Source organism: Rhodoferax sp. RT5P35 (assembly GCF_056521385.1).
On the sequence record NZ_JBWMAX010000001.1, the window covers coordinates 158,185 to 178,474 of the forward strand.

The window sequence follows — 20,290 nt, forward strand, 5'->3', positions numbered from 1 at the left end:
TGCATGGATAACCCCAGGAAGACGTGGCTTCAATACGCTCTGGACAGATTGCTGGGCACGGAGAAGGCAATGCGCATCCGTACCAGCCAGTCTGCGTTGGCCTCGGTGGTGATAGTGGCCAGCATAGGTAACCTGTATCTGCTGGTTTTGTATGGCGTGGCGGATATACGCTATGCGGCGCTGTGGTCGGTATTTAGTGCCGCAGGGCTGATTCTTTTTTTTGGGCTGATCCGCAGTGGCATCTCGCTGCGCTGGGCCGATCCTTCGCTGGCGTTTGTGCAGATGCTGTACGCCATTGCCTGCAATGCCACGGCCTTTGTGCTGGCCGGGCATGGCCGGGGGATCAGCTTGCCACTGCTGGCCGTGATCTTGATGTTTGGCATGTTTGGTATGTCGATGCGCCAGGTAGTAATCGTGGCGCTATATGCCTTGTTGTTATTTGGTTTGGCCATACTGGTGGCGATGGACCAGGCACTCACCGACGAACCTGCCATACTGTATCTGGCCTACTTTTTGATGGTGGTCATCGTGTTGACCAGCACCACGGTTTTGACCCGCCGTCTGGCCTTAATGCGGACTCATATCCGCAACCAAAAAGTCCAACTTACCCACGCACTGGAGACAATCCAGCAGATTGCCACCCGCGACGAACTCACTGGCACGGCCAACCGCCGCTACATGCTGGAACTGATGCGTGAGGAAGTCCAGCGGGCCGACCGCAGCCGCGCGACCTTGATGGTGGCGATTCTGGATATCGATTACTTCAAGCGCGTCAACGACAGCTATGGCCACCAAGCAGGTGACCGCTGCCTGCAAGCCTTTGCCCGGGTGGTGCAGTCCAGCATCCGCACCACCGACCGCTTGGCCCGCTGGGGCGGCGAGGAGTTTTTGATTCTGCTGAGCGACACCGATTTTGCGCTGGCGCTGGCCTGCCTGGAGCGGGTGCGGGCCCAGGTGGAACAGGCCGTGGTGGCGGTGGGCGAGAGCGAAATCCGCATCACCGTGTCGATCGGCGTGACCCAGTACCAGGCGGGCGATTCCATCGAACAAACCATCGACCGCGCCGATCTGGCCCTCTATGCCGCCAAAGCCCAGGGCCGCAACCAAGTTGTGAGTTGTTAAACACCCCCAGGCTGCAGTGCTTCGCATCTTTCGCCAACCCCCTTGCAGGGGGCAACAGCAGCAGCCTGGCAAAGCCAGTTCTGCGCTGTTTCTGGACCGGTTGCCACTACGTCCGTTGAGTACCTTCTATGCCCCCGGTGCTTATTCCATCGGCGTAGGCAGCTATCAAAAGCGTATTGCGACCTACACCTCGCGGTTGCGGGCCAGCGGCGGGTTTTTGGCGAAGTAGCCACGGATGCCGCGCAGGATGGCATCGGCGAGTTGCTCGCGGTAGTCGCCACTGTTGAGCTTGGCTTCTTCTTCGGGGTTGCTGATGAAGGCGGTTTCGATCAGCACGCTGGGGATGTCGGGGGCTTTGAGCACGGCAAAGCCGGCCTGTTCCACATTCGGTTTGTGCAGCCTGCCCACCCGGCCCACCTCGCCCAGCACCGCGCTGCCCAGTTTCAGGCTGTCGTTGATCTGGGCGGTGGTGCTCATGTCAAGCAGGGCTTTTTGCACCTGCACGTCTTTGGCCTGTACGTTGATGCCACCAATCACGTCGGCGGCGTTTTCCTTGTTGGCCATCCAGCGGGCGGCGCTGCTGGAGGCCCCGCCCTGGCTGAGCGCAAACACGCTGGCCCCGCGTGCGGCCGGAGTCAAAAACGCGTCGGCGTGGATGCTGACGAACAGGTCCGCCTGCACCCGGCGGGCCTTTTGCACCCGCACCTGCAGCGGCACGAAGAAGTCGGCATCGCGGGTCAAAAAGGCGCGCATCGGGTTGCCGTTGACGGTGGTGGCGTTGATCCGCTCGCGCAGCAGGTGGGCGACCATCAGCACGATGTCTTTCTCGCGCGTGCCGCCGGGGCCGATGGCACCGGGGTCTTCGCCGCCGTGGCCGGGGTCCAGGGCGATGATGATCAGGCGGTCGGTGCGCTGGGCGGTGTTTTTTACATCATTTGGGCCGCCAGCGATTGCTGGACGTGCGGGAGGTGCTATTGCAACGATAGCAGGGTCTTTGGGCGCGGCGCTGGGTGCGGGGGCTGGGCTGGGGGCACCGTAGGGGCGGGGAGCCGGTTTGGTGTTTTGCTTGGCAATCAGCTCGGCCAGCGGGTCGGGCGCGTCCATCGCCATGGGTGGTGGCGCCGGTGGTGCCGTTGGTGGTAGTGCGGTGGGGGCCGGGTCGGTCAGCCGCTCGGCAATCAGTGCCTCCAGGGGGTCTTCTTCTTGCGCCGGGTACAGGTCGAACACCAGGCGGTGCTGGTAGGCGGCCACCGGGTTCAGGGTGAACACCTGGGGCCGGGCGGCGCGTTTGAGGTCAATCACCAGCCGCACCACGCCGGGTGCGTTTTGGCCTACGCGGATGCCTGCGATGTTGGGGTCGTCGGCCTGCACCCGGCCCACCAGTTCGCGCAGCGCCGGGTTCAGGTCGATGCCCTCGATGTCCACCGCCAGGCGCGGCGGGCTGGCGACGAAGCTGTGCTTCACGGTGAGCGCAGTGTCCGATTCGATGGTGACGCGCGAGTACTCAGGCGCGGGCCAGACCCGCACGGCGACGATGCTGGCACCGCGGGCCAGCTCGTTGATGCCGAGCAGCAGCACCACCGTGCCGCTTTGCAAGATGCTGCGGCGCTTCATGCGGCCAGCCCGTTCAACAGGGCTTGGCCGGTGGCGGTGGCGGCGATGAGGGTGGCTATACGGGATTCGTCGGGCATGGTGTCAATAAAGATAGCAATGTCGGGTGTGGGCAGCAGCGCCCCGGCGTTCTGCGGCCATTCGGCTACTTTTAAGCCGGGGCTGGCGAAGATGTCGCGAAAGCCTGCATCTTCCCATTCACGCGGGTCGCTGAAGCGGTAGAAGTCGAAGTGCCAGATGTTCAGAGGTGGATTCAGCGCCGGTAACTCATACGGTTCGACCACGGCGTAGGTCGGGCTTTTGATGCGGCCCTGCACGCCCAGGGCGCGCAGCAGGTGGCGCACCAGCGTGGTTTTGCCCGCGCCCAGGTCGCCGTGCAGAGTGATAAAGGCGTGGCGGATCTCCGGCCGGGCGGCCAGCGACTGGGCGAAGGCCTCGGTAGCAGCTTCGCTGGGCCACAGTAGGCGTGTTTCTACAATCGGCAGATGGTGTTGAACAGTGCTCAGTTTGAAAATCTCCAACAGGTGTCTCGGATACAGGAATGGGCGCGCGAGCTGGGATTTTCCCAAATTGGCGTGGCCCCGGTGGATTTAACGTCCGCCGAGGCGGGTCTGACTGCCTGGTTGGCCCTTGGGTTCCACGGCAGCATGGCCTATATGCAAAGCCACGGCCTGAAACGGGCCCGCCCGGCGGAGCTGGTGCCGGGCACCGTCAGCGTGATCACCGCCCGCATGGATTATCTGCCGCGCAGCACGTCCGAGGGTTGGCAGGCAATGGAATTTGACCGGTTACAGCGTCCCGGAGAGGGCATTGTGTCGGTCTACGCCCGGGGGCGGGACTACCACAAGGTGTTGCGCGCGCGGCTGCAACGCTTAAGCGACCGCATCGCCGCCGAGCTGGGCCCGCTGGGCTACCGCGTGTTTACCGACTCGGCCCCGGTGCTGGAGGCCGAACTGGCCCACCGCAGTGGTCAGGGCTGGCGTGGCAAGCACACCCTGGTGCTGAACCGCGAGGCGGGGTCGATGTTCTTCTTGGGCGAAATCTATGTGGACCGGGCCTTGCCATCGACGGAGCCCACCACCGGCCACTGCGGCAGTTGCAGCGCTTGTATCGACGTGTGCCCGACCCAGGCCATCGTGGCCCCGCACCGGCTGGATGCGCGCCGGTGCATCTCCTACCTGACCATCGAACATGCGGGGCCTATCCCGCTGGAATTTCGCCCGCTGATAGCCAATCGCATCTACGGCTGCGACGACTGCCAACTGGCCTGCCCTTGGAACAAGTTTGCCCAGCGCAGCGCCTTGCCCGACTTTGACGAGCGCCGGGGCCTCAGCGGCCAGCAGCTGGGCACGCTGTTCGGGTGGACTGAGGACGAGTTCTTGCGGTACACCGAAGGTGGCCCGATCCGCCGCATCGGCCATGAGCGCTGGCTGCGCAATGTGGCGGTGGCTATGGGGAATGCGCTGCGGGCGGGGGAGGATGCGGTTATCCGCCAGGCCTTGCAGCAGCGTGTTGAGGATCCCAGCCCGCTGGTGCGAGAGCACGTCGCCTGGGCCCTAGAGAATTAAGCGTGTTTTAGCGCTCTAGCGCATATTCTGCCTACGCCAGTAGCTATATTTACCGTAGCATGCCCAAGGCAAACGGCAAACTCGCCATGCCCAGCAGCGTGGACAGGCTGACCAGGCTGGCGGTGAGTGCTCCGTTGTAGCCCATCTTGGTCGCCAGCACGTAGGCGCTGGACGCGGTGGGCAGGGCCGAAAACGCCAGCAGCACGGTGGTGTGCAAGGGGCTCAGGCCCAGCGCCCAGGCCAGGCCCAGCGCCACTACAGGCAATACACCATGCCGAATGCCCAGCACCGACACCGCGAGCACTTTGGCCCGTGCCAGCGGGCCAAAGCGCATGCCCGCCCCCGCCGCCAGCAGGCCCAGGGTGATGGACGACGCGCCGATGCGGCTGGTGGTGGGCTCCAGCCAGGGCGGAATCGCCAGGCCCAGCAAATTGGCGGCCAGCCCGGCGGCGATGGCCAAAATCAGCGGGTTGCGCAGCAGCGCCGCCCCAAACCCGCCCTGCGCGTGCCGCACCATGGGCCACACGGCGGCCACGTTCATCAGTGGCACGCATACGCCGATCAGCACCGCAATCAGCTGCGGCCCCTGCGGACCGGCCAGGCGCTCGGCCAAGGCCAGGGCGATGAAGGAGTTGAAGCGGAAGGCGATTTGCGCGTTGGCTGCGTGCTCACGGGCATCAATATGGGTGCGGAACCACGGCAGGTAGGGCAGGGCGTAGGCCAGGCCGATGGCGCACAGGCTCAAGCCCAGCCCGGCCAAGATCAGGCTGGAGGCGGCCAGCAGGTCCAGCGGGTTTTTCACAATCGACTGGAACAGCAGCACCGGCAGCAAAAAATAGTAGGTCAGACTCTCTACCTGCTCCCACACCGTGCGGTTCAGCCCGGTATAACGGCACACCAGGTAACCGCACAAAATCAGCGAAAAATCAGGAAACAAGAGCTGCACATAGTTCATGCGCTTGAGAATACCAGCCGCTTGGCTTCCATTTTTCACCCCACATTCCTCCGCCCTCCACCGCCCTCCACCGTGACCATCGACCGAATCGACGCCTTCATTGATGCCCTGTGGCTGGAACAAGGCCTGTCCAAAAACACCCTGGCGGCCTACCGGCGCGACCTGAGCCTGTTCAGCGCCTGGCTGGCCGACATTCCCAAAGCCCTGGATGCCACGCAAGAGCACGACATCCAGGCCTACTTTGCCGCCCGCCACGCCCAGACCAAGGCCACCTCGGCGAACCGGCGGCTGACGGTGTTCAAGCGCTACTTCCGCTGGGCGCTGCGCGAGCGGGTGGTGCACGCCGACCCCACGCTCAAACTGCAAGCTGCCCGCCAGCAGCCCCGCGCCATCAAAACCCTGACCGAGGCCCAGGTCGAAGCCCTGCTGACCGCACCCGACGTAGACACCCCCCTGGGCCTGCGCGACCGCGCCATGCTGGAGCTGATGTACGCCAGCGGCCTGCGGGTGAGCGAGCTGGTGCTGCTCAAAACCTTTCAGCTCAGCCTGAACGACGGCGTGCTGCGGGTGGTGGGCAAGGGCAGCAAAGAGCGCCTGGTGCCGTTCGGCCAGGTCGCCCGCATCTGGCTGGAGCGCTACCTGGCCGAGGCCCGCCCGGACATTCTGGACGGCAAGCAGACCAATGATTTGTTCATCAGCTCGCGCGGCGAAAAAGCCGGGCGCGCGATGTCGCGGGTGATGTTCTGGATGCTGGTGCGCAAATACGCGCTGGCCGCCGACATCGTTGTTGCCCTATCGCCGCACACGCTGCGCCACGCCTTTGCCACGCATTTGCTGAACCACGGGGCCGACCTGCGGGCGGTGCAGATGCTGCTGGGCCATGCCGACATTTCCACCACCACCATCTACACCCACGTGGCCCGCCAGCGCCTGCACGACCTGCATGCGGCGCACCACCCCCGGGGTTGAGGGGTGCTATAGATTTATTGCCATTTTTAAGGCGTTAAATCAGCAGGTTGCGCATGTTTTGCATAGGCAAGTAGCTATGAAAATGTTTCCATTTTTTCAGATAGTTGCACTGCGGGCACATCCAGCTGTGCCGCAATCTGCTCGGCCACAAACGCTGCGTCGCGCGCCACGCCGGAGAAACGGCCCGAACCCCAGGTGTGCAGCCAAGGCAGACCCAGAAAGTACAGGCCGGGCTGGTGGGTTACGCCGCGCACATGCACCGGCTCGCCACGCCCATTGAACACCGGGGCATCCACCCAGGCGAAGTCGGGCAAAAAGCCGATGCACCACACCACCGTGGTGATGCCGCTGGCGGCCAGGTCCAGCGTGGTGCGCTCCTCGGTGGGCTGCCACACGGGTACGTACGGGCCGCCGGGCGGTGCGTCGATATTGTGGGCGGCGATGTACCTGTCGATGCTGGCGTTGATGCCGTTGTAAATGCCGTCGGCATGGTCCAGGTGGGCCTGCAGGTTGGGCTGGAACTGCAGGCTGTCGCCCTGCAAATCGGTGAGCAGGCCGTACAGCTCCATACCCTCCAGCGCAAAGCGGCGCAGGTCGATGTCGCGCCCGCCGTCGCGACCTGTGACGTAGTGGTTGGTGTTGTCGCGCACGCCCTCGCGCAGCGGGTGCTGGGTGACGGGCAGGTTGTAGTAGTCCATGTCGGCCAGCCAGTCCACCACGTCTTTGCCGCGGTAGAAGCGGGCGCAGCGTGGGGCATCGCCGGTGGCCACAAACACCTTGCGGCCCGCCAGGTGCAGGTCTTCGGCGATTTGGGAGCCCGACTGTCCGCAGCCCACCACCAGCACCGCGCCCTCGGGCAAGGCCTGCGGGTTGCGGTACTCGGCCGAATGCATTTGCGTGATGTGTGCTGGCAGGCGCTCGGCCAGGCGCGGCACGATGGGCTTGTGGTAGCCGCCCGAGGCTACTACCACCTGGTCGGCCGTGAAGTCGCCCTGGCTGGTGCTTACTGCAAACGGCTTGTGGGCGTGGGGCCGGGCGATCTTGTGCACCGTCACCCCCTCCAGCGCGGGCGCATCCACGTGGGCCACAAAGCCCTCCAGCCAGGCGTTGATCTGGTCCTTCACCATGAAGCCGTGCGGGTCGTCCCCCGCGTAGCTCCAGCCTGGCAGGTTGCATTGCCAGTTGGGGGTGACCAGGCAAAACGAGTCCCAGCGCTGGCTGCGCCAGCTGTGGACCAGCTTGTTTTTCTCCAGCACCAGGTGGCTGATGCCGCGCTGTTGCAGGTAGACGCTGAGCGAAAGGCCTGCCTGGCCGCCCCCGACGATGGCAACGGCGTAGTGGGTGGTGTGGGGTGCGATGTGGGCCATGGTGGGTACTCGGTGTTTAGCTAAAGGCGGTGACCAACACCTGCGCGTCGGCCTGGGTTTGGAAGGGGGCCGCCAAGTGCTCGATCTCGGCCAGTTGGTCCATGGCCTGCGAACAGGCAAAGCCGTACTTGGCCCGCACCCGCTCGGACGCTATGTGCAGCGCCTCGCGGCAGCGCTGCACAAAGTCAGTGAGCGGGTAGCTCTGGCCGACCTGTAAATACTCCTGCACCACTAGTGACGGTGAGTAGCAGCGCGTTTGCGTGTTATCGGGCCAGACAACGTGGAAGTGCATTACTGGCATAGGGAAGGTGCTCTCATTTTTAAATAAATCTCTGCGTGCAGCCCGGCGCTGCGCTGCCAACTGAACTGCGATGCCAGCCGTGTCGCCGATGCTTGGATGCGGTGTGCGTCGCGCCCCAGTAAGGCGTGCTGGATGGCGCGGGCGATGGAGGCGGCATCCAGCGGATCGGCCCAACTGGCATCCTGGGGCTGCAGGTATTCGGTAAACGGCGCGATGTGGGACACCACCACCGGCACGCCACTGCACAGCGCCTCCAGCACCACCAGGCCAAAGCCTTCGCTCAAGGACGGCATGGCGACCACATCGGCCAGGCGGAACAGGCCTGGCATGTCGGCGTCAAGCAGGGGACCGGTCAGTAGCACGTCAGGGGCCGCACCGCTGGATTGCAACAGGGCGTGGAATTCTCTTGCGTAGCCGCTGTGGTCCAGCAGGCTGGCCCCACCGGCTATGACCAATTGCAGGTCCGGCATTTGCGCGCGCAGTTGCAAAAAGGCCTGCAGCACGCGCACGGTGTTCTTGCGCTCCTCCACACCGCCCACGCACAGCAGCACCAGCCCCTCGGTGCGGATGCCCAGGCGGTGGGCCAATGCCGTGTCGGTGGCCTGTGCCAGCGGGCTGTAGCGGGCGGCATCCACGCCGTTGGGCACTTCCAGCGCCGCAATGCCTTGCCCGGCCAATGCAGCTTGCCAGACCCGGCTGACGCACAGCACCTGGCGGGCCTGGTGGACCGAGCGGTGCTGCCAGGCCATGAGCTGCGGCTGGGCGAAATGGTCCAGGTGGTGCACGGTGCGCACAAAGCCGTCGATCAGGCCCCGCTCTTGCAAGGTGGCCAGGGCATTGCCGCCAATGCCGTCGTGGCAGTGCAGTACGTCAAACGGTTCGCGCTCCAGCTGGGGTGTGAGGTGGGCCACATACGCGTCGATGCGGCTGCCCACCATCGCCACCATGTCGGTAGGTGTGCTGGCCACCGGCACTAGCGCGGTGGCGCAGCGCACTGGGCGAAAGAACTGCTGGCTGGGCATGGCCGGGGCCATCACCGTCACATCGTGCCCGTCATCCTGCAGGGCATGGGCGAGTTCAATGGCGTGGACCACGCCGCCGCGCGGGTTCACCGAATGGGTGAGCAGGCCAATTTTCACGCGGCGACTCCGGTGGCTTCGCCGATGAAAGCCTGTTCTGCAAAGTCCCACAGCAGGGCCTGGCTGCCGCCGTGGCGCAGGTGCACCTGGCGGCGCGCGGTGACTTCGCCCACCACGCCACAGGCGATGTCGCGCACGGCAAAGCGCGTCAGCACCTCGCCCAGGTGCTGGGGCCGCACGCTCAGCACAAAGCCATAGCTAGGGAAGGCGGTGAGCCAGCGCTGCAGCGGCACACCAAGGGGCCGGGGGATGGCATCTGCGTCGATCACGGCACCCACCCGCGAGCATTCCAGCAGCATCATGGCCGTGCCCACCGCGCCCGCCATGCTAATGTCTTTGGCGGCATCGCAAAGGCGGTCTTCGGCGAAACGCGGCAGCAGCTCCAGGTCGCCGCGCAGCCGAGCTGCCGGGGCGGTGGTGGATGCGTTCCAGTAGGGAAACGGCTCCTCGAACGCGCCGCGCAGGTCTATCGCCATCACCAGTTTGTCGCCAGGGTAGGCGTTGAAGCTGGTCAGCAGTGCCTTGGCCTGCCCGAGGATGGCCACGGCCAACTGGGGCCGTTCGCTGCGGTTGTTGCTGTGGCCGCCCACGATGGGCACGCCGTAGGTTTGGGAGGCGCGGGCCATGCCTTGCAGCATCGCGCCTGCCGGGTCCATGCCTTGGCTCCACAGCGCATTGACCACCGCCGTCGGGCGGCCCCCCATGGCGTAGATGTCGCTCACATTCACCATCACGCTGCAGTAGCCTGCAAACCAGGGCATGCGGGTGATGAAGTCTTCCACCAGGCCCTCGATGGCCAACAGCAGGTAGCCGCCCTGGCCGTCGGGGATGGCGGCGCAGTCGTCACCCACTGGCACGGCCTGGGCCAATGCGGCGCTGCCGCCGGGCAGCGCGGCACCGAGTGCGGTGACGATGTCGCTGATGTCGCGCTTATGGGCAAAGCCCCGGCTATCGCGCAGAAAGTTGCAAAGCTGCTCGGCGCTCATCGCGCAGCCCTGGCACGGGTCACATAGCCGCTGACCGGGTCGAAGCAGGGCGGGTAGGCGGCCAGATCCGCCTGCATCTCGCAGTGCGGGCGGCCATGGATGCTAAGTTCGCCCAGTGGCTCCCAGTTCAGCTTGCGAAACATCGGTGCGTTTTGCGCCTGCACATGGGCCAGGAAGGTGTGGCAGCCCAGTGCGTGGGCGCGGCCTACCGCCAGGCGGATCAGCGTGGCCCCCAGGTGGCCCTGGCTGCGGAACGAAGGGTGCACTGCCAGCCGCGAACCCCACCACAGCCCGGGCGATTTTTCATGGATGCGCACCGTGCCCACCACCTGGTCGGGCATGCCGCCACGGCACGACATCGCTACCAGCAGGTGGACATCGTCGTCGATGCTGTCGCGGTCGTCGCCGGTGAAGATGCCTTGCTCGATGCAAAACACCGCCCGGCGCAGCGCAAAGGCCTCGCGCCGCTCCCAGTCCTGGCAGGCGGCACGCACCAGGAACTCGACCGGAGCCCAGGCGGGCGGGGTTTCCAGGATGTTGTCGATGCAGAGCATGGCGTTCCCCTTACGTTTCGTAGACGGACAAGGACGAGCACGCGCCGCACTTGCCGCACCCGGCCTTGATGTCGCTGGAGCGCAAATTGGCCTCGGCCACGCTGCGGCCCAGGGGCTGCAGGATGGACCGCATGAACTCGGGCGAGGGGGCTGCGTGGTCTTCCAGCGGCGTGCCGCTGATGGGCACAAACGGCACCACAAACGGGTACACGCCCAGCGCCAGAAGCTGGTCGCAGATCTGCAAAATGACTTCCCGCGTATCGCCCAGCCCGGCCAGGATGTAGGTGCTGACCTGGCCCCGGCCAAACACGCGCACGGCAGCTTCAAATGCCTCCATGTAGCGGCTGATGGGCACCTGGGCCTTGCCGGGCATGATTTTTTCGCGCAGCGCGGGGGTGACCACCTCCAGGTGCATGCCCAGGGTGTCGATACCCGAGGCCCGCATGCGCTCAAACCACACATTTTTGTCCGGCGGCTCGCACTGCCCCTGGATGGGGATGTCGACCGCCGCACGAATAGCAAACGCGCTGTCGCACAGCACCTGGGCACCGCGGTCGGTGGCGTTGGGCGTGCCGGTGGTCATCACCATGTGCTTCACACCGTCCAGCAGCACGGCGGCGCGGGCCACTTCGGCCAGTTGCTGCGGGGTCTTGTGGGCAATGGTGCGGCCTGCCGCGAGCGACTGGCCGATTGCGCAGAACTTGCAGGTCTTTTTGCGGCTCTCGTAGCGTATGCAGGTTTGCAGCACCGTGGTGGCCAGCACATCCGCGCCGTGCAGCGTGGCGATGTGCGAGTAGGGCACGCCGTCCATCGTTTGCATTGCATAAAAGCGTGGCTGCTTGGGAAAGCTGATGCTGGCGATCGGGATGCTGCCGCGTGTCACCACGCTGCGGCCTTGGGCATCGGGGGCCAGCGCGGTGTACGGCGAGTTCCAGGCGGTGGAGGTGTGCACCGGCACCATGATGGTGTGGCCGTCTACCGTCACCGCCTTATGGTCGCTGGGGCCCGCGCCGCCCTTGCGGCTGGCGACACCGGCGCTGGGGTCCACCAGCCGCAGCCCGAAGGACTGCAGTTCGGTCATCAACTCACGGTTGATTGGCTGCGATGGGGGCTGGAGGCTGGGGTTCATACAGGCTTTCAGAAGGGGAAGGGGTGGCGGCCATGCGCTGCAGGGGCACGGCGGGGCGGTCGTTCAGCACCAGGCCCAGCAGCTCGGGGCGGGCGTAGTGGCCCACCGAATCCATCATGCGTTTGCGCTTGGTGATGAGCGCCATGTCCAGGTCGGCAATCACCATGCCTTCGCCCTCGGTGAGCGGCGGCGCCAGGTGCTTGCCTTCGGGCGAAATGATCGCGGTGTGGCAGCCGCCGCGCAGGGCTTTTTGCAGGCTGGCGTCGGGCGTGATGGCCTGGATTTGCGTATCCGTTAGCCAGCCGGTGGCGTTGATGACGAAGCAGCCGGATTCCAGCGCGTGGTGGCGGATGGTGACTTCCATCTGCTCGGCAAAAATCGGCCCGACCAGCGAGCCTGGGAACTGGGCGCAGTGGATTTGCTCGTGCTGCGCCATCAGGCTGTAGCGGGCCAGCGGGTTGTAGTGCTCCCAGCAGGCCAGCGCGCCGACGCGGCCGACCGCCGTGTCCACCACCTTGAGACCGGCGCCATCCCCCATGCCCCAGACCATGCGCTCGTGGTAAGTGGGGGTGATTTTGCGGCGCTTCAGCGCCAGGCTGCCGTCGGCATCGAACACCAGCTGGGTGTTGTACAGGCTGCCATGGTCGCGCTCGTTCACGCCCAGCACCACCACCATACCGTGGGCGCGGGCCTGCTCGGCCACCGCCGCCGTTACCGGGCCGGGCACCACCACCGCCCGCTCGTACAGCTTGAGGTGCGGCGCGCCCTGCAGCACTGGCGGCAACACAAACGAAAAGTAAGGGTAGTAGGGCAGAAAGGTCTCCGGGAAGACCATGATCTGCACGCCCTTGCTAGCACCTTCGGCTATTGCCGCGCACACCCGCTCCAGCGTGCCCTCGGGGCGGTCGAAGTCCGGGGCGATCTGCACCGCCGCTGCACGTACTGTGGTGGGTGTGGCTGCCATTTACAAAGTCCAGGTGTCCAAAATGAAGGCGTTTGCCTTTCGGTGGATCAGCACAATGTCCAGCACATCTAACGGGCTGATGGGGATGATGCCGGGTATCAGCGAGCCTTCGCCGTGGCCGTACAGCGCTTGCAGGGCAAAGCGGCAGCAGTACACCTTGCCACCCTCGGCCATGAACTTGACGATCTGGTTGTTGAAGTTCTGGTGGCCGGGAAAGGCCTCGTCGCCCAGTGTGGGGAAGCCGCGCTGCACGCCCAGCGTGACCCCCGGGCCATAGAGCAAGATGGAGGTTTCGAAACCTTTGCGCTGGATACGGGTGGCTTGCAGCAGGTTCACAAAGCCAATCGAGCCCTCAAAGGCCACGGTGTGGAAGGTGACCAGGGCTTTCTCGCCCGGTTCGGCCTTCACGTCCTCAAACACTTTTTCTTCGTAATCGACAAGGTAGTCGCCTTTGGCGTTGGCGGGCTTGGTAACTTTTGGCATGGGGAATCTCCGGTAGAGGTGGATGAATGAAGGAAAGCGCCTTCACCATTCCGCACGCTCCATGCCACGGAAACGACCCTACCATGCGATCAAGTTGCCATCAAACCCGCCGGACGTGCCCCAGCGGTTTAAAAACTTTTTTTCAGACCCTGAAACCACCTGGTGACGATGGTTTTTCCGCACAGGTTTAATGCATTTCTCATGCGATCAATGCACCCGATAAAGCGTTTTTGTGCACCAGCAGGATGCACAATCTGCGTGTGTAGCGGGCTTGGAACTTGCATCAATGATTGGATGTCTATGCAATCAAGTCATGCGATCAAGTTGAACGACCCGGTCATCCTATGAACAAAACCCCCGCCCACTGGATCAAGAAGCTGCACAAGAGCGACAAACCGGCCTACCTCTTGATGGCCGACCTGATTGCCGACGACGTGCGCACCGGCAGATTGGTGGCCCGCGACCGCCTGCCCACGCTGCGCGAGCTGGCCGAGGACCTGCAGCTCAACTACACCACCGTGGCGCGCGGCTACAGCGAGGCGCGCAAACGTGGCCTGATCGACAGCCATGCGGGCATGGGTACCTACATCCGCGGCTCTAGCCCCAGCCTGCCCCTGCGCGGCGGCAGCGCGGCCGAGATGACCATGAACCTGCCGCCCGAGCCGCAAGACCCGGCCCTGCTGGCCCATATGCACGAAACCGCCGCCGGTGTGATGGCCAGCGCCGACCTGTACGCCCTGCTGCGCTACCAGGACTTTGGCGGCACCCTGCACGACCGCGAGGTGGCCGCCCAGTGGCTGCGCCGCCGCGTGCCCACCTGCCGGGTGGAGCAGGTGCTGGTCTGCCCAGGCATCCACAGCGTGCTGACGGCGCTGTTCTCGCAGCTGGCGCGCCCCGGCGAGTTGGTCTGCGTAGAAGCGCTGACCTACCCCGGCGTGAAAGCGATTGCGGCTCAGCTCGGCATCCAGCTGCACGCGCTGCCGCTGGACGACGACGGCCCCAGCGCCGAGGCCTTCGAGCACGCTTGCAAAACCCTGCACCCCAAGGCGCTGTACTGCAACCCCACGCTGCTCAACCCCACCACCGCCACCGTCAGCCGCTCCCGCCGCGAAGCCCTGGCCGATGTCGCCTTACGCTACGCGATTCCGATCATTGAAGACGATGCGTATGCGATGTTGTCCCGTGCAACCCCGTCATCCCCGATGCCGCCCGCGATGGCCACGCTGGCACCGGGCCTCACCTACTACATCACCGGCTTCTCCAAATGCTTTGGTGCGGGACTGCGCAATGCCTATGTGTGCTCGCCCGGCGACCGGCAATCGCAGCGGCTGGCCGGAGCCCTGCGCGCCACCACAGTGATGGCCTCGCCGTTCACCAACGCACTCGCCACCTTCTGGGTCGAAGACGGCACGGTCGACGCGATGCTGCAGGCCATCCGCAGCGAATGCGCTGCCCGCCAGGCTATTGCCGAGCGCTATCTCGCGCCGTACGGCATGTTGGGCCAGCCCGAGGCCTTCCACCTGTGGCTGCCTGTGAATGAGGGCTGGAGCCCCGTGGAACTGGCCGCCCACCTGCGCAGCCAGGGCGTGGGCGTGGTGGCCAGCGCTGCGTTTTCCACCGACGGCGACCCGCCCGATGCCGTGCGCATCTGCCTGGGCGGCCCCACCACCCTGGACGAATGCGAGCGTGGCATGCACCTGGTTGCCGATACGCTTTTGCACCCGGTTCACCACCACGCTACCAATCTATAACCCGAGGAGACACCATGGAAACCAAACCCCCGCTGCCGCCGTTCACATTTGAATCGGCCACCCAAAAAGTCCGCATGGCCGAAGATGCCTGGAACAGCCGCGACCCCGACCGCGTGGTGCAGGTCTACACAGAGGACACGCGCTGGCGCAACCGCGCCGACTTCCCTGTGGGCCGAGCCGAAGTGCACCAGTTCCTGACCCGCAAATGGGCCAAAGAGCTGGACTACCGCCTGATCAAGGAGCTGTGGGCGCACGCGGGCAACCGCATCGCCGTGCGCTTTGCCTACGAGTGGCACGACGCGGCTGGCCAGTGGTTCCGCAGCTACGGCAACGAGAACTGGGAATTTACCGAGCACGGCCTGATGGCCTGGCGCTTTGCCAGCATCAACGACCTGGCCATTACCGAAGCCGAGCGTAAATTCCACTGGCCGCTGGGCCGCCGCCCAGACGAGCACCCATCGTTAAGTGCTATGGATTTATAGAGAAATTTCAAGGAGTTTTTTGGCTTCTAGCGAAGATGCTATCTACGCTAGAAGCTATAAAAAAGATACCGTTTTTTCAAAAAAAGGAGTTTGTATGAACCGTTTAGAGATCACCGAAAAAATCATCACCGTGAAAGTCTCCAAAGGCATCCAGTGGGCTGACGTGGCCAAGAAGGTCGGCCAGTCCAAGGAATGGACCACGGCAGCCTGTCTGGGCCAGATGACCTGCGATGCCGTGCAGGCCAAGGCCATCGGCAAGATTTTCGGCCTGACCAGCGACGAGCAAAAGTGGCTGCAGGTGGTGCCCTACAAAGGCTCGCTGCCCACCGCCGTGCCTACCGACCCGCTGATCTACCGCTGGTACGAAATGGTCAACGTCTACGGCACGACCATCAAAGAGCTGATCCACGAAGAGTTTGGCGACGGCATCATGAGCGCCATCGACTTCAGCATGGACATCGAGCGCCAGCCCGACCCCAAGGGCGACCGGGTCAAGGTGGTGCTGTCGGGGAAATTTTTGCCGTACAAGACATATTGACGAGTGCAAGGTTTTAGGCTGCTGGCGCCTGTTTCGCCTGCAGAAGTAGCTGTCGGAATGGAGTTTCGCAGTTCCTGCGGGATTCCCCTCCATTGACGCAGCGACCCTCCGGTTCGCACAATGCCCCCATGGTTACCGTCGAATTCGCCCCCAGCCTGCGCCGCCACATCGACGTGCCCCTCCAGCAGGTGCCCGCCGGTCCGTTGCGGCAGGTGCTGCAGGCGGCTTTGCTGGCCACCCCGGCCCTGGCGCATTACGTGTTTGACGACCAGCACGCGGTGCGCAAGCATGTGGCGGTGTTCGTCAACCAAACCCTGGTGCATGACCGCGTGCGGCTGGACCGTGCGGTGGCGGCGGGGGACAAGGTGCTGGTGGTTCAGGCTCTGTCCGGCGGTTAAGGGCGGTTAGGGGCGGTTAAGAGCGGCTAAATACCTTATAGAAAGCGCGTTATGCACACACTCCTTGTTGGTACCCGCAAGGGCCTGTTCACCGTGCAAGGGCAGGGGGCCGACTGGCATATCGCCGCCCACCATTTTGCGGGCGAGCCCGTCACCCAGGTGCTGGCCGACCCGCGCGACGGTAGCTGGCTGGCGGCGCTGCGCATGGGGCATTTCGGGGTGAAACTGCGCAAAAGCGTTGACAAGGGCGCGAACTGGGTCGAAGTGGCTGCACCTGCTTTTCCTCCCAAACCCACGAGCGACGTAAATGGCCCAGACGCCGACGATCCCACGCCCTGGAGCGTGGACATGGTGTGGTGCCTGACGGCGGGCGGCGCCGACCAGCCCGGCACCGTGTGGGCGGGCTGCCTGCCCGCGGGGCTGTTTCGCTCAGACGACGGCGGCCAGAGCTGGGCGCTGAACACCGCGCTGTGGAACCAGCCGCCGCGCAAGAGCTGGGGCGGCGGCGGTTACGACCACGCGGGCATCCACTCCATCCTGGTCGATCCGCGCGATGCGCAGCACATCACACTGGCGGTGTCCAGCGGCGGCGTGTGGCAAAGCGGAGACGGCGGCGAGAGCTGGCAACTCACCTCGCGCGGCATGCTGGCCCGTTACATGCCCGAGGGCCTGCAGGAAGACGGTAATGTGCAAGACCCGCATTGCCTGGTGCAGTGCGCCGCCCAGCCCGACGCGCTGTGGGTGCAGCACCACGGCGGCATGTACCGCTCGGTGGACGGCGGCCAGCAGTGGCACACCATCGCCGCGCCCGCACCCAGCGACTTCGGTTTCCCCGTGGCCTGCGACCCGCACAACCCACTGCGCGCCTGGTTCGTGCCCGCGCACAGCGACGGCTGCCGCATCCCGGTGGACGGCCAGATGCTGGTCAACCGCACCGACGACGGCGGCCAGACCTTCCACAGCTTTGGCCAGGGTTTGCCCAACGCCCACGCCTACCACCTGGTCTACCGCCACGGCCTGGACATCAGCGCCGATGGCCAGACTCTGGCCATGGCCTCCACCACTGGCGGGCTGTGGGTCAGCAGCGATGCGGGCGAGCGCTGGGTGGGCTTGTCAAACGATTTGCCGCCGGTGGCAGTGGTGCGGTTTGCGTGATGGTTGGCGCGGTGTCTTAATGTTCCGTTCATCACAGGCTTGCAGAATCCATTTCTTTTTTCAGGACACCCGATGAACCCGCATTCCACCGCCCACTACGATGTCTTGAGCCGGGCTTTCCATTGGATGACCGCCATCGCCGTCACCATCGCCTTCATTCTCGGCCCAGGAGGCTTTGGTCGGCTGATGCGGCAGGGCGTGGACCCGGCGACCCATAGCGACATCGTGTGGCACGAGTCTTTGGGCATCTTGGTTTTTGTGTTGACCGTGCTGCGCCTGGTTTGGCTGGCATTTCGCCCGGCTGCGCCCCAAATTGCCATGGCGGGCTGGATGCACATGGCATCCAAGCTGGCGCACGGTGTGCTGTGGGTGCTGCTGCTGGCGCTGCCCACCACCGCGCTCTTGGCCCTGGGCAGCGAAGGCCATCCGCTGACCTTGCTGGGCGGTGTGCGTGTTGACCAGATGCCCTTTATCGCCAACTCCGCTATCGCGCCGCTGGCCGACTGGGGCGACGTGCACCAACTGCTGGGCGATGCCATCATGTGGCTAGCCGGTTTGCACGCGGCCGCGGCCATCTTCCACCAGGTGGTGCTGAAAGACGGCGTTCTCGCGTCGATGTTGCCGCAGGTGGACCGCCGCTGAAAGTCAAGGGCTATCGGCCGCATCCCCCATGCGGTCTATGTTCTCGTTTAGTCGGCCTACCAGCGCGTTCAGCAGCTGCGCCATGCTGGGCTGCTCCACCTGGGCGGCTACTACCCGCTACGCAACCACAGCGTTGATTTTCTGGTGGGCAAAGCCCTGTCAAATGCTGCGCACTGACTATTTATTTTTAACCCGAGGAGCTTGAAATGAACTGCAATGAAATCACCGAAAACATCATCGCTGCCAAAGTCGCCAAAGGCATCCAGTGGGCCGACGCGGCCAAGAAAGTCAGCTAACCCAAAGAGTGGACCTCGGCCGCCTGCCTGGGCCAGATAACCTGCGGTGCCGCCCAGGCCAAGGCTATCGGCAAGATCTTCGGCCTGACCAGCGACGAGCAAAAGTGGCGGCAAGTGGTAGATCAAGGTAGTGTTGTCGGGCAAGTTCCTGCCGTACAAGACGTATTGGGCCTGGCTTATTGGGTATGGATATGACCGGCTTCTGGCCCCGCTAAGCAGATGCGGGGCCACGGTACGCCGCCACCCTGGGCATCCGCAGCTTGAAGACGGTGCCTTGCCCCAGGTTGGATTGCACATCAACGGTGCCCCCCAAAAGGCCGGACAGCAGGCTAAACACAATACTCAGCCCCAGGCCCGACCCTCCGGCACCCATGCGGGTGGTGTAGAACGGGTCAAAAATCCGGGATACGTTTTCGGGCGCGATGCCCGCGCCGTCATCCGATACGGTCAGCAAGATATGCCCGTCGGCCTGCGCCGCGCTGATGCGCACGGTACCGGCATGGTGTTCAGAGAAAGCATGCAGCACGGCGTTGTCAAACAAATTGCTGATGATCTGTCTCACCGCACCGGGGTAGCTTTCCATCTCGATACCTTCGGGTACATCCATATGGAGTTGTACCGACGCGTATTTTCGGATTACCGACACGGATGCCAAAGTTTCTCGGATCACTTCCTTCAGGTCGAAGCGCCGACGGCGTAGGCTGGTCTGGTCTACTGCAATTTGCTTGAAGTCCTGGATCAGACTTGCCGCCCGGCTGAGGCTGTGGACTGCAATTTCGGCGCCTTGCGCCACCTGTTCCAGGTACTGGTTAAGCTGGGTTTTGGTGATGCCCTGCGCCATGCTTGCACGAAACTCCTGGGTTTGCGCCGCGATAGTGCTCATCACCAGCAAGCCATTGCCGATGGGGGTGTTCAGTTCATGGGCCACGCCGGCCACCAACGAGCCCAGGGATGCCAGCTTCTCGGACTGGATCAGGCGATCTTGGGCCTGTTTCAAATGTTGCAGGGCTTCCTCCAAATGGGTGTTGGCCAGGCGTACTTCGGTGGTGCGCTGAAGCACCCGTTCTTCCAGTGCGTCTACCGACTGCGCCAGCGCCACGCGCATGCAGTCGAGTTGGTAGCTCAGTACCCCGAACTCGTCCTGGCGCAGTACGGGTACCGCGGTTTTGAGGTCGCCTGTGGAAATCGATGCGGCACTGGAGCGCAGTAGGTTCAGCGGCTGGTGAACCCGCCGGTTCAACCATACGCTGATCAGCAACAGCGATGCCGCAAATTGACACCCCACTACAGCCGCCAGCAACCAGGAAGAATAGAGTGCCTCGCTTTGGGCCGAATCGGTGGCATAGGCGAGGCTGACTTCGCCCAGCGGCGTACCCTCTTTGGCAACCTGCCGGCTGACTTTGATGGTGGTGGTGCTGGCGTTCTGCGGTCTATGAAACTCCAGCAGCATCGCGCCCGTGGTGTCATGCACTTCCACCCAACTCACCGAGGTATCAGCGACCACGGCCTGCAGCAAAGGATGCGCGGTATCCAGCGCCACATTCCAAAGCGGCAATACCAGGCCCGCTTGCAAAAGATCGGCAAACTTCTCCGCCTTGGCCCGTGCATCTATGTCAATGGCTTTTTGCCAATTGAGAGTCAATAAAACCAGGATGGCAATCACACCTGGAATCACCAAGGCCAGCAGCAGGACGATCAACAAATCGCGCCGAAGGCTGCTGGTGGGCGTGCTGGCTACCACGAACGGCGGTGTCAAGCCCATGTCAGCAGCCGCACTCGGTGCGGATGCTTTTAACCATATTTTTAACAGTCGTCGGATTCTGGTTTGGGTGCATAGGCAAATTGTCAGGCACCCGCAAGCCGGGGTCAATTGGAATACT

The 20,290-nt window shown here is 64.0% G+C and carries 21 protein-coding genes and 1 pseudogene; 10 read left to right on the forward strand and 12 right to left on the reverse strand.

Annotation, left to right across the window (positions count from 1 at the left end; all coding sequences use genetic code 11):
• The first annotated feature begins 69 nt into the window (after nucleotides 1-69).
• A complete protein-coding gene (locus AC097L_RS00720; protein ID WP_479584195.1) occupies nucleotides 70-1,122 on the forward strand; it encodes a GGDEF domain-containing protein in 1,053 nt (350 codons plus the stop codon).
• Between the two features lie 183 nt (nucleotides 1,123-1,305).
• On the opposite strand, the gene AC097L_RS00725 is transcribed toward AC097L_RS00720, so the two are convergent.
• Both AC097L_RS00725 and tsaE read right to left on the reverse strand, forming a co-directional pair.
• On the reverse strand, nucleotides 1,306-2,736 hold the full coding sequence (locus tag AC097L_RS00725) for an N-acetylmuramoyl-L-alanine amidase (protein WP_479584196.1): 1,431 nt from the start codon (nucleotides 2,734-2,736) through the stop codon (nucleotides 1,306-1,308).
• Nucleotides 2,733-3,239, reverse strand: coding sequence for a tRNA (adenosine(37)-N6)-threonylcarbamoyltransferase complex ATPase subunit type 1 TsaE (gene tsaE, locus AC097L_RS00730; protein ID WP_479584450.1), 507 nt, complete (start codon nucleotides 3,237-3,239; stop codon nucleotides 2,733-2,735). Before tsaE ends, AC097L_RS00725 begins: the two co-directional genes overlap by 4 nt.
• Between tsaE and queG the strand changes: the two genes are divergently transcribed.
• A complete protein-coding gene (queG, locus tag AC097L_RS00735; RefSeq protein ID WP_479584197.1) occupies nucleotides 3,219-4,301 on the forward strand; it encodes a tRNA epoxyqueuosine(34) reductase QueG in 1,083 nt (360 codons plus the stop codon). The two genes, tsaE and queG, sit on opposite strands and share 21 nt — an antisense overlap.
• A gap of 49 nt (nucleotides 4,302-4,350) precedes the next feature.
• Here queG and AC097L_RS00740 read toward each other — a convergent pair whose 3' ends face one another.
• Nucleotides 4,351-5,256 (reverse strand): AEC family transporter, encoded by a 906-nt coding sequence (locus tag AC097L_RS00740; RefSeq protein WP_479584451.1) that lies wholly within the window; start codon nucleotides 5,254-5,256, stop codon nucleotides 4,351-4,353.
• Nucleotides 5,257-5,328: 72 nt separating this feature from the next.
• Here AC097L_RS00740 and xerD point away from each other — a divergent pair, with 72 nt between their 5' ends.
• Entirely contained in the window at nucleotides 5,329-6,225 is an 897-nt protein-coding gene (gene xerD, locus AC097L_RS00745; RefSeq protein WP_479584198.1) for a site-specific tyrosine recombinase XerD, read from the forward strand.
• A gap of 74 nt (nucleotides 6,226-6,299) precedes the next feature.
• Here xerD and AC097L_RS00750 read toward each other — a convergent pair whose 3' ends face one another.
• Genes AC097L_RS00750 through AC097L_RS00785 form a run of 8 tightly spaced genes read right to left on the reverse strand, consistent with a single transcriptional unit; the run spans nucleotide 6,300 to nucleotide 13,148 of the window.
• Nucleotides 6,300-7,592 carry an MSMEG_0569 family flavin-dependent oxidoreductase gene (locus AC097L_RS00750; protein ID WP_479584199.1) on the reverse strand — a complete coding sequence of 431 codons (1,293 nt, stop codon included), beginning with the start codon at nucleotides 7,590-7,592 and terminating at the stop codon, nucleotides 6,300-6,302.
• A gap of 16 nt (nucleotides 7,593-7,608) precedes the next feature.
• Nucleotides 7,609-7,893, reverse strand: coding sequence for an MSMEG_0570 family nitrogen starvation response protein (locus tag AC097L_RS00755; protein ID WP_479584200.1), 285 nt, complete (start codon nucleotides 7,891-7,893; stop codon nucleotides 7,609-7,611).
• Nucleotides 7,884-9,032, reverse strand: a complete 1,149-nt coding sequence (locus AC097L_RS00760; RefSeq protein ID WP_479584201.1) for an MSMEG_0565 family glycosyltransferase — start codon at nucleotides 9,030-9,032, stop codon at nucleotides 7,884-7,886. The genes AC097L_RS00755 and AC097L_RS00760 overlap by 10 nt, the downstream gene beginning before the upstream one ends.
• Nucleotides 9,029-10,018, reverse strand: a complete 990-nt coding sequence (locus AC097L_RS00765; protein WP_479584202.1) for a sll0787 family AIR synthase-like protein — start codon at nucleotides 10,016-10,018, stop codon at nucleotides 9,029-9,031. The genes AC097L_RS00760 and AC097L_RS00765 overlap by 4 nt, the downstream gene beginning before the upstream one ends.
• Entirely contained in the window at nucleotides 10,015-10,572 is a 558-nt protein-coding gene (locus AC097L_RS00770) for an MSMEG_0567/Sll0786 family nitrogen starvation N-acetyltransferase (RefSeq protein ID WP_479584203.1), read from the reverse strand. The genes AC097L_RS00765 and AC097L_RS00770 overlap by 4 nt, the downstream gene beginning before the upstream one ends.
• A gap of 10 nt (nucleotides 10,573-10,582) precedes the next feature.
• A complete protein-coding gene (locus AC097L_RS00775; protein ID WP_479584452.1) occupies nucleotides 10,583-11,653 on the reverse strand; it encodes an MSMEG_0568 family radical SAM protein in 1,071 nt (356 codons plus the stop codon).
• Between the two features lie 4 nt (nucleotides 11,654-11,657).
• Nucleotides 11,658-12,665 carry a Nit6803 family nitrilase gene (locus AC097L_RS00780; RefSeq protein WP_479584204.1) on the reverse strand — a complete coding sequence of 336 codons (1,008 nt, stop codon included), beginning with the start codon at nucleotides 12,663-12,665 and terminating at the stop codon, nucleotides 11,658-11,660.
• Nucleotides 12,666-13,148, reverse strand: a complete 483-nt coding sequence (locus tag AC097L_RS00785) for an MSMEG_0572/Sll0783 family nitrogen starvation response protein (RefSeq protein ID WP_479584205.1) — start codon at nucleotides 13,146-13,148, stop codon at nucleotides 12,666-12,668.
• A 344-nt stretch (nucleotides 13,149-13,492) separates the two neighbouring features.
• Here AC097L_RS00785 and AC097L_RS00790 point away from each other — a divergent pair, with 344 nt between their 5' ends.
• The 7 genes and pseudogenes from AC097L_RS00790 to AC097L_RS00820 form a co-directional block, all read left to right on the forward strand.
• Entirely contained in the window at nucleotides 13,493-14,899 is a 1,407-nt protein-coding gene (locus AC097L_RS00790; RefSeq protein ID WP_479584206.1) for an aminotransferase-like domain-containing protein, read from the forward strand.
• Between the two features lie 14 nt (nucleotides 14,900-14,913).
• Nucleotides 14,914-15,381, forward strand: a complete 468-nt coding sequence (locus AC097L_RS00795) for a nuclear transport factor 2 family protein (protein WP_479584207.1) — start codon at nucleotides 14,914-14,916, stop codon at nucleotides 15,379-15,381.
• Between the two features lie 94 nt (nucleotides 15,382-15,475).
• Nucleotides 15,476-15,919 (forward strand): cyanase, encoded by a 444-nt coding sequence (gene cynS, locus AC097L_RS00800; protein ID WP_479584208.1) that lies wholly within the window; start codon nucleotides 15,476-15,478, stop codon nucleotides 15,917-15,919.
• 128 nt (nucleotides 15,920-16,047) lie between these two features.
• Entirely contained in the window at nucleotides 16,048-16,317 is a 270-nt protein-coding gene (locus AC097L_RS00805; protein ID WP_479584209.1) for a MoaD/ThiS family protein, read from the forward strand.
• A gap of 51 nt (nucleotides 16,318-16,368) precedes the next feature.
• Complete coding sequence (locus AC097L_RS00810; RefSeq protein ID WP_479584210.1) at nucleotides 16,369-17,472, forward strand: WD40/YVTN/BNR-like repeat-containing protein; 1,104 nt, start codon at nucleotides 16,369-16,371, stop codon at nucleotides 17,470-17,472.
• 72 nt (nucleotides 17,473-17,544) lie between these two features.
• Nucleotides 17,545-18,114, forward strand: coding sequence for a cytochrome b (locus AC097L_RS00815; protein ID WP_479584211.1), 570 nt, complete (start codon nucleotides 17,545-17,547; stop codon nucleotides 18,112-18,114).
• 206 nt (nucleotides 18,115-18,320) lie between these two features.
• A pseudogene (locus AC097L_RS00820) lies at nucleotides 18,321-18,560 on the forward strand (cyanase); the annotation flags it as partial.
• A 61-nt stretch (nucleotides 18,561-18,621) separates the two neighbouring features.
• Here AC097L_RS00820 and AC097L_RS00825 read toward each other — a convergent pair.
• On the reverse strand, nucleotides 18,622-20,172 hold the full coding sequence (locus AC097L_RS00825; protein ID WP_479584212.1) for a sensor histidine kinase: 1,551 nt from the start codon (nucleotides 20,170-20,172) through the stop codon (nucleotides 18,622-18,624).
• Nucleotides 20,173-20,290 lie beyond the last annotated feature (118 nt).